Genomic DNA, 12,348 nt, shown 5'->3' with positions numbered 1-12,348 from the left:
AGGATAGCTGCATGGCCAATATTGGAAGGCAATACGTATTTATCGTCTCCGCCCTGATCGTTGCGGTTCTGGTCGCCATTGGTGCGGCCTTTCCCGAGGGCTTCGGTGAGGCGGCATCGACGGCATTATCAACCATTTCACACTATTTTGGGTGGTTCTACCTGTTCTCGGTCTTCGGGTTCGTGGTGTTCCTGCTGACGTTGGCCTTCAGCAAGTACGGCAAGATCCGTCTGGGCCCGCAGGATTGCTCACCTTCCTACAGCTTCTTCTCGTGGATCAGCATGCTACTGGCGGCGGGGTTTGGCGTAGGGTTGGTGTTCTACGGCATGGCCGAGCCAATGACACACTTTCTCGAACCGCCTTACGGTGACATGGAAGGCGGCACCGAGGAAGCGGCACGCTATGCCATTCAATACAGCTTCTTCAATTGGGGCATCCATCAGTGGGCGGCGTTCTCGGTGGTTGGCTTGATCATCGCCTATTATCAGTTCCGCAAGGGGCAGGCGGGGCTGGTGTCCAACGTGCTTTCGAGCATGACGGCCAAGCGTCCCAAGTTGCGCAAGGTGGGACCAGCACTGGATGTGTTCGCCGTGGTCGCGACCGTGATGGGGGTGGCGACCTCCATCGGCCTTGCAGTGTTGCAGATCAACGGTGGTCTACACGAAGTATTCGGTGTCGAGGAAGGCATCAAGTGGCAATTCATCATCATGGGCGCCATGTTCCTGTGTTATATGGCGTCCACTTGGTCGGGGTTGGACAAGGGGATCAAGCGTCTCTCCAATCTCAACATGGCGCTGTGCTTCGCGCTGATGTTCTACGTGTTGTTCACCGGGCCGACCGTGGCCATTCTCGAAACCATCACCCTGGGCATCGGTGATTACCTGCAAAACATCGTGGGGATGAGCCTGCGTATCGCGCCGTATAGCGATAACACTTGGGCGAGCAACTGGACGATTTTCTACTGGGCTTGGGTCATCGCCTGGTCGCCGTTCGTGGGCACCTTCGTGGCGCGTGTCTCGCGCGGGCGGACCATCAAGGAATACGTGTTCGGCGTCTTGTTCGTTCCGCCGCTGTTGGCCTGCCTGTGGATCGGCGTCTTCGGCGGTGCGGCGCTCAACATGGAGCTCACCGGCGATGTCGGGTTGGCCTCGGCAACGGCTGACAATATCACCGTGGCGCTGTTCCAAATGTTCAACTTGATGCCATTCTCCAACGTGCTGTCTGTCGTGGCGCTGTTTTTGATCTTCATCTTCCTGGTGACGTCCGCAGACTCAGCGACGTATATCGTCTCGCAGATGACCGACGGAGGCTCGCTGAACCCACCCTTGGTGAAGCGGATTATATGGGGCGTGTTGATCGCCGCGATTTGTCTCACCTTGCTGGTTGCAGGGGGCTTGAACGGGCTGCAATCCGCTGCGGTGCTGGCGGCATTGCCATTTACCTTCATTCTCTATGGCATGATTATCGTCTTGATCAAGGAGTTGCGGGCGGACCGCAAGGCAATGCTGACCTCGCTCTACCATCGTCACGGTGAGACCCCGGTGGGCGCCGATGCCTTCGAGGCGGAAACGCTGGCAGAGGCCGAGCGTTATCGTCGCGCCCCAAATGTGGTCAACCGGCGTATCAATACGCGTGAAGGCGGGTAATGCCTCACATGACGACATGTGTCACGCCCGGCTTCGGCCGGGCGTTTTGCGTTGGCGCTAGTGGAAACGCGCGCTACCCCTTATGGTAAGCAATATTGCATGCACGGGAGTGAGAAATGCGCCAAGTGGCCAAAGCAGGCAGGCGGCAACGCCAAGGTGCCACTCGCCGCCGGAGAGGAGGCCCAGTGCGCCCCCAAGGCGGCCTCGATGATTGGCTGAATCGACTGGTGAGCATCGCCGTGCTCACCGCGTTGATCGTAGGCGTATTGGCATTGCTGGTCACCTTGTTGTGGGGCTGATTACGTTGGCCGTGGCGAGACTCTCCAAAGCCCGAAGCAGCGTGCGAAGACCCAGATCCCCATCCCCCAGGCACCATTGACCAGGAAGCCGATGGGGAACCCCGCGAGGTTGAGGCCGCGTCCCTTGAGCGGAAAGACGATGAACAGCGCCACGAGTGTCAAGGCGATACCGCCGAACAACACGCTTTTCCACCACAGTCCGGTCGTGATGTGGCAACGCGTGAATACCCACAGCATGACGATCCCCCATACACCGCCCCAGAAGCTCGCCGACAGCCACTGAGGAACGCTCAGGGGGGGTACGGCTGTCGTGCCATAGGGCGCAAACGGCACGATGGCGTAGGCGTGCAACAATCCCGCCATGGGCTGATGGAAGCACAGCACGGCGAAGAAGCCAGCGATGAAGGCAAGTGGAATCCAGCGTGGCATGACGGTTCTCCTTTCAAGTCGAGGGTGCGTACAGTATCGGTTAAATTCACATGCCTCACAGGGTGATCGTCATATGACCGCTGGGTTCTCTACACTGTAGGTTTTGCACCAGGCCGGGAGCGCCATGAAGCCGTCGCTTGCTTTCCTCGCGTTGAGTTTCGCCTTGATTGCTGCTGGCATCGCCCTGGAGAAGGGCGCCTGGACAGTTCCCCGGGCATGGAATCCCTTCCAGCCCTTGCATCTTGACGATCCGTTGACCCTAGTCACGCAATGGAAGTTGCGCCAGCTCAAGGGGGATCGCGAGGCATGCCGCGATGTTCTCGACTCCGCGCCTGCCGGTACGCTGAATTACACGCCGCTGGAGGATTACACCCCCGTTGCCGACTGCCCACTTAAAAACGTGGTACGCGTGCGCCATGCCGGCGTCGATTTCAATGCCAACTTCGTGGCCAGCTGTCCGCTGGCGGTGGCCTGGTCGCTGTTCGAGCGTCAACGTTTGCAACCGGCCGCGCGGGAGATTTTTGGTGAGCCGGTGGCGTCGGTACGTCACTTGGGGAGCTTCGCGTGCCGCAATATCTATCATCGCGACAACGCCCGCCGCAGCGACCATGCCACTGCGGAAGCGCTCGATGTGTCGGCTTTTCGGCTAGCGGACGGGCGCCGTGTGTCCGTGCTCGACGACTGGGCGGGTGATGATGATGCGGCTAATTTCCTGCATCGTGTACGCGATGGTGCCTGTGAAGTGTTCGGGACTACCCTAGGGCCGGACTACAATGCTGCGCATGCCAATCATTTCCATTTTGGCATGCGCGGCATCTCACTGTGTCGATAATGGTGTCTTGTAAGGGGCGCCGTTCGTCCTATGCGCACCACCTCATGGATGTGCCAAACTGAGGAACGTCATCTTCTTCGCCACGGACTACCAGGAGGCAGCCGCATGCGCATCGACGTGCAGGACATCATCGACGGTGAAGCTATTCCCGAACGCTTTGCGTTCGCCATTCCCGATCCCGAGCAGCACCTTCGTTTCAGTGACAATCGCAACCCGCGTGTTCGTTGGCACGATGTGCCCGCCGGGACGCGTAGCCTCGCGTTGTTGGTGGTCGATACGGATGCACCCACGGACCCTACTGACGTCAACCAGGAAGGGCGCAGCGTACCGGCCGACCTGCCTCGCGCCGATTTCTACCACTGGGTATTGATCGACATTCCGGCGGAAGTGAGCGGCATCGACGAAGGCGAAGATGCCGACGGTGTCGTGCCCATGGGCAAGGCGCCGGGCGACACCGGCAAGGGCGTACGCGGTATCAACAGCTACACGGATTTTTTCGCCGACGACGAACAACTCGAAGGTATCTACGGGGGATACGATGGGCCATGTCCGCCGTGGAACGATGCCTTGATACACCGTTATCACTTTACCGTCTATGCGTTGGATGTCGCCTCGCTGGGCCTGCAAGGCGAGTTTACCGGTGATGAAGTCCTCGAAGCCATGCAAGGGCATATCATCGAAAAAGCCAGCATGATGGGTACTTACACGCTCAACCCCGAGCTTGCACGTTAAGCTCGTTCACAAAGGTGGCTCATGGAATGAGGTATATACGTACGGGATGGTGGCTGGTCTTGGTGGGACTGGCGTTGAGCGGCTGCGAGATGCTGCCGACAGGTGGTCCGACGCAGCCCGTCGATATCGAGGAAGCCGGCGAAGGCACGCCGGCGGGCGCCGTCGAACGTCAGGTCGCGTTTCCTGCCGAGGAATACGCCAAGCTGGATAAGCATGGTTCAGCCGTCGTCAAAGGGCGGCTGCGTTACATGTCCTCATCCGCCGGCACGCTGGTGGGCAAAAACGAAACCGTGTCGATCGCACCGGCTACGCGCTATTCCGCCGAGGCTGCCGAAGCCGCGCTGGCAGGGAAGCGCATCGAGCCTGCGGACCCACGTGCCCGTGAGTATACGCATTACGCCAAGACCAACGACAACGGATATTTCGAGGCTACCGGTATCCCTGCGGGAGTGTTCTATGTGGCCGGAAGCGTGCGCCTGCCGGACGGTTCGCGCAGCCCGCTGATCCTGAAGCAAATCGAGGTCGGCGTCGGTCAGACGCGTGAGGTCGACCTGAGCCGCTGACGCGCGATGTATGGGATCAATGACAAACGCCCTGCCAACCGGCAGGGCGTTCATGGTTCGTTCCTTGCCCACGCAAGGGCGAGGCGTGCCCCGATCACTGACGTCAGCTCGAGTGCGTGGGTGTCTTCTTGTAGTGCCCGGGCACCGTAACCCGCTCGCCATTGGGCAGATCGCGGACATAGGTAGGAACGTAGACACGTTTGATGACACTCTTGGCTTCCGCCATGATCAAGTCTCCTGTGAATTCGACGCCTTCACGCTACGCCGGTTGCGGATTGGAATCAATCCCATCGCCGGGGTGGCATGGTGTGTCCGAGCGCCGGGCCGTTTGCCCGAAGCGGGCATGGAACCAGTCGTCGCCGAGCGAGGGAGTCATGAAACCATTCAAGTCGCGTGCCCTGGAGTACCTCGATGCTGCTGTTCATCATGGGTCTCTCCGGCGTGCCGCCGCTCACCTCGGGGTCAATCCCTCGGCGCTGAGCCGTCAACTGCGCGCCCTGGAAGAAGAATTGGGCACACCGTTGCTGGTGCGGACGTCGCGTGTCGCGCTGACGCCGGCAGGAGAGCTGGTGCTGCAGCATTACCGGGACCAGCGTGCCGCCGAACGTGCCACGCTTTCGCGTTTGCAGGCCTTGCAGAATCTGGAGCGCGGCGAGGTGCGCATCGCCGTGGGCGAGGGGTTCATCGCCGATCTGATCTCGGCGCCGCTGCAGAACTTCCTTGCCACCTATCCGGGGCTGGAGATCGAAGTCAGCATGGCGGGACTGACCGAGGCAATCATGCTGGTCAAGGAAGATGCCGTGGATCTGGCCCTGCTGTATGCGCCTCCCGATGATCCGCACCTGGTCTCGCATATCGACAGGCGACAGCCGCTCGACCTGATCATGCCGGCCGAGCATCCCCTGGCGCGTTCACCGACACCGCTGCCGCTTGCGGATATTGCCGACCATCCGCTGGCGTTGATCGACGGCCACACCGGCATGGGCCAACTGGTCGATATGGCGCTTTATGCGGCACATCTGTCCTACCGGCCGAGGATGAAGACCAATTCAGTCTCGGTTCTCAAGAATTTTGTGCGTTCGGGCTTGGGCGTGACGTTCATGCCGGAGCTCACGGTGCTCGAAGAGATCCATGAGGGCAGTATCGTGGCGCGCGAGGTCGATGCCAGCGTGCTGCGTGATGCCAGGGCGCGAATCGTCACCCGGGCGGAACGGCCGTTGACGATCGCGGCGCAGGCCTTCATCAAGCACTTGCGCCGCAGCATGCGCTTTTTCAGCGCCGATGCGCCGCGGGTTCTGGACACGCAGACGTTGCCTTGAAAGCAACACTGAATCGCTTGAAAGGTCAACAACGCAACGGCTAGCGTTGGCATGTCGTCGTGGTTCGACACCGATCCCTCTCGACTCTGCATAACAACAAGGAGACATCCATGCGTATCCTCACCCCGCGCAACGTCCTGCTGGCCGCCGTCACGACCGGCATGATGGCCACCGTGAGCCTGGCCAATGCGGCGACCACCCTCAATCTGAGCTACAACGGTCCCCCCGATACCGACAAGAATGCCGTGCACCTCTTTGCCAGCAACCTCAAGCGACTGGTAGAGGAGAAGACCGATGGCGACATTCAGCTCAAGCTTTACCCCAACTCCATGCTCGGCGAAGAGCAGGAACGCATGGAGCAGGTCATCAATACCCCGAGCTTGAACATTGCATCGTTCGCCGGCCTGTCGCCGATCGTGCCGGAGATTTATGTCAGCGCGATTCCCTTCTTGTTCGAGAACTATGAAGCCGCCCACCAGTTCTTCGATGAGGGCGATTACTGGAACAAGGTCGAGGATACTCTCGAGGAGCGCACCGGCGCCGAGTTGCTCGGTGTCATTGAGGAAGGCGGCTTCCTCGACTTCACCAACTCGAAGCGTCCCATCAGCAGTCCGGAGGATTTTGAGGGCCTGCGCTTTCGTGCCATGGACCCCAGCCAGGTGGCGCTTTACGAGGCCTTTGGTGCCTCCGGCACGCCGATCCCCTGGACCGATACCTACATGGCGCTCAAGACCAACGTCGCCGATGGTCAGATGAACCCGCCGATGTACATCATCATGGGCAGTCTCTACGAGGTGCAGAAGTATCTGACACTGGCCAATGTGCAGTATTCGGACCAGTTCTTGATTGCCAACGGCGAATGGTACGACGACCTTTCCGAAGAAAACCGCCAAGCGATCGAGGCGGCTGTCCAGGAAGCCAGCGAGCTCAACCGAGAAGATGTCGAGAAGCGGGTCGACGAGCGCATCCAGTTCCTGGCCGACCAGGGCATGGAAGTCATCGAGCCCACCGAGGAAGAGCTTGCTGCCTTCCGCGAGAAGGGGCAGCCGGCCTATATCGAGTGGCTGACGGACGAGCAGGGCATTGACCGGGCATGGATCGAAATGGCCCTCGAAGATGCTGGGCAGAGTGACCTGCTCGCCAACTGAGGTTTTCTTCCTTCACTTCCTTGAGGCGCGTGTCGCGATCGGCAGGTAGTCGGTCGCGACACGCAGGATCATCATGTATCGAGATACCTTGCTGAGACTATTGGGGCGGGTGACCACGGCGCTCGGTGGTCTGGCCCTGCTCGTGACCCTGGTCGATATCCTCTACGGTGTCGTGGCCCGCTATGTCGTCGGCCAGGCGCCGATCTGGAGCGATGAACTGGCCCGCTACTGCCTGATCGCCTCGGCGCTGTTGATCGCCGGCAACGTCTGGGTGCGCGGCGAGCACATGCGCGTGGCACTGCTCGAGCGCCGGCTGGGCGCGGCGGCCCGGCGCGTGCTGCTGGCCTACCAGTGGCTGCTGACCCTGGCCCTTGCGCTGGCGATGACCTGGTGGAGTTGGCAATATGCCTTGTCGGTCAGCTACTTCACCTCGCAGGGGCTGGGCATCAGCCGCAGCATTCCCATGATGGCCATGCCGCTGGGCTTCGGTCTGCTCGCCTTGCAGGTGCTGCTCCATGGACCGCGTTCGCTGCCTCGGCCCGGTGTCGATGACACCGGCCCGACCGAGGAGGCGGCATCATGATGGTCGCCGCGATGTTCGCAACCTTGCTGGCCAATACCTTATTGGGTATTCCACTTTTCTTGACGCTGATCGTGACCGCTCTGGTGGGCTTCGTTTTCGTCGATCCAGGCATGATTGCGCGCATGATGCCGCAACAGTTCTTCGGTGGCCTCAATAGTTTTTCGCTGATGGCGATCCCGTTGTTCATTCTCGCTGGTAATCTGATGAATGCCTGTGGGATGACCGAGCGTTTGATGCGCGTCGCGCGCCTGTTGGTGGGGCATCTGCGGGGCGGTATCGGACATGTCAATGTGGTGGGTAGCGTCTTCATGTCCGGGGTCAATGGCTCGGCGGCTGCCGATGCCTCGGCCCTGGGGGCATTGCTGGTGCCGGCGATGAGGCGCGATGGGTATTCCACGGCTTTTGCCGCTGGGCTGACCGCCGGTAGCTCGCTGATCGGGCCAATCATCCCGCCGAGCATCTTCATGATCTTGTATAGCGCGCAGACCAATACCTCGGTTGGTCAGCTGTTCCTCGGTGGCGTCGTGCCGGGGCTGCTATTGGCGCTGGCGTTCATGGTCATGAATGCCATTCATGCCCGGCGTGCCGGCCTCGAGCGTCGCACCACGCTACCCGCGAGGAGTGAGGTGTTCGCGGCAGTGCGGGGCGCTCTGCCGGCGCTGGTGGCGCCGTTCATCATCGTCGCCGGCATCGTGCTGGGCTTCGTCACGCCCACCGAGTCCGGTGCGCTGACCGTGCTTTACGTGGCGCTGTGTGGCCTGGCGTTGGGCGAACTGCGTCCGCTGGCCTTCTGGCGGGCACTGGTCGAGACCACGCGCCTGAGCGCAGCGATCTTCATGATCATCGGCATCTCTTCGGTAATCAGTTGGGAACTGGCCTATGCCCAGGCGCCGGAGCGTTTCGCCGGCTTGCTCGAGCCCTTCATTGAATCACCGGTCATCGTGCTATTGATGCTCAGTGCCATCACGTTCGTCACCGGCATGTTCATGGAAGAGGTGTCGGCATTGATGCTGCTCTCGCCGGTCTTCACGCCAGTGGCGCTGGCTGCCGGTATCGATCCGGTGGCGTTGGGGATCATTATCACGCTGAATATCACCATTGCCTTGATCACTCCACCGATGGGGGCCTGCCTGTTCATAGCGGCGGCAGTCAGCCGACTGGATATCACCGTATTGTTCCGCACCATCTGGCCGTTCATTCTGACGGCGGTGGCGGTTCTGCTGGTGCTGATCACTTTCCCCGGATTGATTACCTGGCTCCCGAATACTCTTGGCTGACTTCATCTTGGAAACGAACTGCTTGTTGGAAACGAACCGCGTGAACGTGACTGATTCGACGCTCCGTCCCATTGACCCCATCGCCGAGCCGCCGTGGGAGGCGATCGCAGCCATTCCCATCGTTGACGAGGGCGGGGCGTTGCACTCGGTCAGCCTCGCCGCGCCGATGCTGCGCACCTTGCCCCTCTATCATGCCCTGGGGGTCCCCGGGGCGGTGCCCGAGTGCTGGGCGCGGGAGGCCGTCTATCGGCGGCTTCTCGACGTGGCGCGGCACTTGCCGGACGGCCTGGGGCTGGTAGTGCTGGATGCCTGGCGACCTTACGTCGTGCAGCGCCACCTCTACGACACCCTGCTGGAAATGGTGGAAACACGCTATGCGGATCTCGACGAGTCGGATCGGCGAGCCATGACCCGGGCGTTCGTATCGCCGCCCAGCGAGCGGCGGGATCGGCCGAGTCCGCATCTCACCGGCGGCGCGGTGGACGTGGCGCTGTGCGATGCTGATGGGCTGCTGCTGGACATGGGGTCTGCCTTCGACGAGGCGCGGGCGGCATCGCATACCGTGCATTTCGAGCATCACGCCGTTGACGCCGACACACGCACCTATCGTGATCGGCGGCGGATTCTCTATCACGCCATGGTCGATGCCGGCTTCGCCAACCTGCCCAGCGAGTGGTGGCACTACAGCTACGGCGACCAGATGTGGGCCTGGTACCGCGGCGAATCCCGCGCGCTGTTCGGCCCCAGCGGCCCCGATAGCCTGGAGGCTCGCTGGCGGCGTTCGCTCGGGCAGGACGCCTAGCGGACTGGCGGGATGCCCAGAGACGTCAGAGCGGCATCCAGAGAACTCCGCTCGCGTTCGGCATAGAGCGTCAGCTCGTCGGTAACCGGCGCGCCCAGTGCCTCCTCGAAGGCTTCGCGATTGGCGTGGCCGGCATAGGCATCGTTGCCGTCGCCGCCAAGGTTCGATTGAAAGATGCCGGCAGCGCTGACCGGCAAGAAATCCTCGTAGGTGATCGGCCGGGCGGCGACCAGGCCCTGCTCGATCAACGCTTCCAGATTGGTCTCGGCGACCGAGCCGGCCTCGCGGCCCGCCTCGGTCAGTCGATACTCGAAGAAGGCCAGGCCCTGACGTCGCAGCTCGGTCTCGGTATCCGGGAAGTCAGCGAACACCTCGGCCAGAACGCGTTGGTGTTCGTCATTGGCCAGTCCGGCAGTGCGCTGGCGCGATTCGGTGAGCAGCCGATCGTAAAGGGCGCGTCCCTCGGCGGTCAGCGCCACGCCGCGCTGTTCGATCTCGCCGAAGCGCGCAGTGTGGGTGCCCTGGCGTTCACCGGCGAAGCGAGTCGGCTCTTCCAGCGCCTTGAAGCTGGTCTGGCGCAGCAGGATCGGGCAGTCGTGACGCGGCGGGCCTTCGATGACCTCCTTGGGGTTCATCCCCGCCGCCGGCATGCGACGCTGCGCCTCGTCGATGTCCAGGGTACGCGGCGTCAGGTGATTGATGTGCGGCCCACGGAAGCAGACCACGTCGGCAATCAGCCGGTGCTCGGTGTGTAGCGCCTCGTAGGTGTCCAGGTCCACGGTGGCGTCCTGGTGCCAGCGAAAGGTCTCCAGCGCCTCGGTCACGAAGCGGCCGGCCTGTTCGTCGGTCAGTCCGCCCTGTCGCTCGCTGAGTTCGATCAGTTCCCGGGCGCCGGGCGTGAAGATATCGCGCGCGGCGAGGATACTGGCGGCGCGCTCGCGCAGCTCGGCGCTCTCGATCAGTTCCAGGCGCAGCAAGGAGGTGAAGACACGGAAGGGATTGCGCGCCAGGGCCGCGTCGTCGATGGGACGGAAGGCGGTGGAATGTACCGGCACGCCAGCTTCGGAGAGGTCGTAGTAGCCGACCGGGTACATGCCCATCACCGCGAACAACCGGCGCAGCATGGCGAGTTCCTCGGCACTGCCGACGCGAATGGCGCCATGCCGCTCGACACTGAGGCGCTTCAACTCATCGTGGGCCTCGAGCCGCGCGGCCAGCTCGGGGTCGCGCTCGAGGGTCTCGCGATTCACCTCCGTTACCAGCTCGAGTAGGGCCCCGTACTGGGGCACTTCGGTCTGGTACATGGCCGACATAGCCTTGGAAAAACGGTCACGAATCTCGTGATGTGAAACAAGGGTTGTCATCGGGTGTGCCTCTCGGTGTCGGTCGTCGTAGGTTCGATTGATACGCGGCGAAGGGCGCTTTCGAGCCTCGCCAGCCCTTCGCCTAGCACCTCGGGCTCGGTGGTCAGAGGAGGCAGCAGGCGCAGCACGTTGCGCCGCCGCCCGCTGGGCATCAACAGCACGCCCTCCTCGCGAGCGGCGTCGAGCAGGGCCGCCAGATGCTCGGCGCCGGTGGCCCCGGGCGTATCCTCGAAGACGATGCCGCGCATGGCGCCCACGCCGGTCATCTCGCCGAGCATCGGGTAGCGGCCGGAAGACCGCCAGTCGCGATACGCCTCCATAAACCTCGCCTCCTGGCGCTCGCTCCAGTCGGTCAGGCGCTCCTCACTCATCACTTCCATCACCGTCCGGGCCGCGGCGCAGGCGACGGCATTGCCTGAATAAGTACCGCCCAGGCCGCCCTTCGGCGGAGCGTTCATGAGCTCCGCCTTACCGGCCACCGCGGCCAGCGGCAGACCGGCGGCCATACTCTTGCCCATCAGCAGCAGGTCGGGTTCGACATCCAGGTGGGAGAAGGCGAAACGCTTGCCGGTGCGCCCGAAGCCGGACTGGATCTCGTCGAAGATCAACACGATGCCGTGAGTCTCGCACAGCGCCCTCAGGCGCGCGGCGAAATCGGCACACAGCAGGCGAAAGCCGCCCTCGCCCTGGACTGGCTCGACGATGATGCAGGCGATCTCGTCGGCGGGTACCTCGACCTCGAACAGCCGTTCCAGGGCGGCCATGGCGGTGTCGGCATCGACGCCACCGTCGCGGCTCGGGAAGGGCAGATGATGCACCGCCCCGGGCAATGCACCGAGACGATTCTTGTAGGGCTTGACCTTGCCGTTGAGGTTCAGCGCCGCCAGCGTGCGGCCATGGAAGCCGTCGTCGAAGGCGATCACGCCCTGGCGTCCGGTGGCGGCGCGAGCGATCTTGAGGGCGTTCTCGGTGGCCTCGGCCCCGCTGTTGGTGAGCATGCAGGACAGCGGATATGACACCGGCACGAAGGCATCCAGAGCCCTGGCTACCTCGAGATAGCCACGATGCGGCAGGGCATTGAAGGCGGAATGCATCAGGGTTCCGACCTGCGCCCTGACCGCCTCGACCACGGCAGGATGACCATGCCCCAGGTTGAGCACGCCGATACCGCCGACGAAATCGACGTAATGCTTGCCCTGTTCGTCCCAGACCTCGGCGTTGCGGCCCCGCTCGATGCAGATGGGGTGCACGATGCCGAGCGCGTCACTGATGTGCGGAAGGTCCATGTCGTCATCCTAGGGAAGCATATGGCCACGATGAGAACAGAGCCGTATTTATGGCTTCAAACGAAAAA

At 62.2% G+C, this 12,348-nt stretch carries 13 protein-coding genes; 9 read left to right on the top strand and 4 right to left on the bottom strand.

Annotated features, from left to right (window positions below; translation table 11 throughout):
• The first annotated feature begins 11 nt into the window (after positions 1–11).
• On the top strand, positions 12–1,646 hold the full coding sequence (locus LUN51_RS07730; RefSeq protein ID WP_277810808.1) for a BCCT family transporter: 1,635 nt from the start codon (positions 12–14) through the stop codon (positions 1,644–1,646).
• Between the two features lie 299 nt (positions 1,647–1,945).
• Here LUN51_RS07730 and LUN51_RS07725 read toward each other — a convergent pair whose 3' ends face one another.
• A complete protein-coding gene (locus tag LUN51_RS07725; RefSeq protein ID WP_277810807.1) occupies positions 1,946–2,374 on the bottom strand; it encodes a hypothetical protein in 429 nt (142 codons plus the stop codon).
• A 124-nt stretch (positions 2,375–2,498) separates the two neighbouring features.
• Between LUN51_RS07725 and LUN51_RS07720 the strand changes: the two genes are divergently transcribed.
• The 3 genes from LUN51_RS07720 to LUN51_RS07710 all read left to right on the top strand — a co-directional run bounded on the left by LUN51_RS07720 (position 2,499) and on the right by LUN51_RS07710 (position 4,501).
• Entirely contained in the window at positions 2,499–3,206 is a 708-nt protein-coding gene (locus LUN51_RS07720; RefSeq protein ID WP_277810806.1) for an extensin family protein, read from the top strand.
• 105 nt (positions 3,207–3,311) lie between these two features.
• Positions 3,312–3,938, top strand: coding sequence for a YbhB/YbcL family Raf kinase inhibitor-like protein (locus LUN51_RS07715; RefSeq protein ID WP_277810805.1), 627 nt, complete (start codon positions 3,312–3,314; stop codon positions 3,936–3,938).
• Positions 3,939–3,964: 26 nt separating this feature from the next.
• Positions 3,965–4,501: a carboxypeptidase regulatory-like domain-containing protein gene (locus LUN51_RS07710; RefSeq protein WP_277810804.1), complete on the top strand. Its 537-nt coding sequence runs from the start codon at positions 3,965–3,967 to the stop codon at positions 4,499–4,501.
• Between the two features lie 103 nt (positions 4,502–4,604).
• Here LUN51_RS07710 and LUN51_RS07705 read toward each other — a convergent pair whose 3' ends face one another.
• Complete coding sequence (locus LUN51_RS07705) at positions 4,605–4,727, bottom strand: hypothetical protein (RefSeq protein ID WP_257125191.1); 123 nt, start codon at positions 4,725–4,727, stop codon at positions 4,605–4,607.
• A gap of 148 nt (positions 4,728–4,875) precedes the next feature.
• Here LUN51_RS07705 and LUN51_RS07700 point away from each other — a divergent pair, with 148 nt between their 5' ends.
• From LUN51_RS07700 to LUN51_RS07680, 5 genes are all read left to right on the top strand, one after another.
• A complete protein-coding gene (locus LUN51_RS07700) occupies positions 4,876–5,820 on the top strand; it encodes a LysR family transcriptional regulator (RefSeq protein ID WP_277810803.1) in 945 nt (314 codons plus the stop codon).
• A gap of 110 nt (positions 5,821–5,930) precedes the next feature.
• Positions 5,931–6,968, top strand: coding sequence for a TRAP transporter substrate-binding protein DctP (dctP, locus tag LUN51_RS07695; protein ID WP_277810802.1), 1,038 nt, complete (start codon positions 5,931–5,933; stop codon positions 6,966–6,968).
• 73 nt (positions 6,969–7,041) lie between these two features.
• The gene (locus tag LUN51_RS07690) at positions 7,042–7,551 is read left to right on the top strand and encodes a TRAP transporter small permease (RefSeq protein ID WP_277810801.1); all 510 of its coding nucleotides are present in this window, start codon (positions 7,042–7,044) and stop codon (positions 7,549–7,551) included.
• Positions 7,551–8,828 (top strand): TRAP transporter large permease, encoded by a 1,278-nt coding sequence (locus LUN51_RS07685; protein ID WP_431355568.1) that lies wholly within the window; start codon positions 7,551–7,553, stop codon positions 8,826–8,828. Before LUN51_RS07690 ends, LUN51_RS07685 begins: the two co-directional genes overlap by 1 nt.
• Positions 8,829–8,868: 40 nt before the next feature.
• A complete protein-coding gene (locus LUN51_RS07680) occupies positions 8,869–9,630 on the top strand; it encodes a M15 family metallopeptidase (protein WP_277810799.1) in 762 nt (253 codons plus the stop codon).
• Here LUN51_RS07680 and hglS read toward each other — a convergent pair.
• Both hglS and LUN51_RS07670 read right to left on the bottom strand, forming a co-directional pair.
• A complete protein-coding gene (hglS, locus tag LUN51_RS07675) occupies positions 9,627–10,994 on the bottom strand; it encodes a 2-oxoadipate dioxygenase/decarboxylase HglS (protein ID WP_277810798.1) in 1,368 nt (455 codons plus the stop codon). The two genes, LUN51_RS07680 and hglS, sit on opposite strands and share 4 nt — an antisense overlap.
• Positions 10,991–12,280, bottom strand: coding sequence for a 2-aminoadipate transaminase (locus LUN51_RS07670; protein ID WP_277810797.1), 1,290 nt, complete (start codon positions 12,278–12,280; stop codon positions 10,991–10,993). The genes hglS and LUN51_RS07670 overlap by 4 nt, the downstream gene beginning before the upstream one ends.
• Positions 12,281–12,348: the final 68 nt, after the last annotated feature.

The organism is Chromohalobacter canadensis (assembly GCF_029544075.1).
In the GTDB taxonomy this organism is placed as follows: Bacteria; Pseudomonadota; Gammaproteobacteria; order Pseudomonadales; family Halomonadaceae; genus Chromohalobacter; species Chromohalobacter canadensis_A.
The sequence above is the reverse complement of the archived record's forward strand: the minus strand, read 5'-3'. Positions and strand labels throughout refer to the sequence as shown.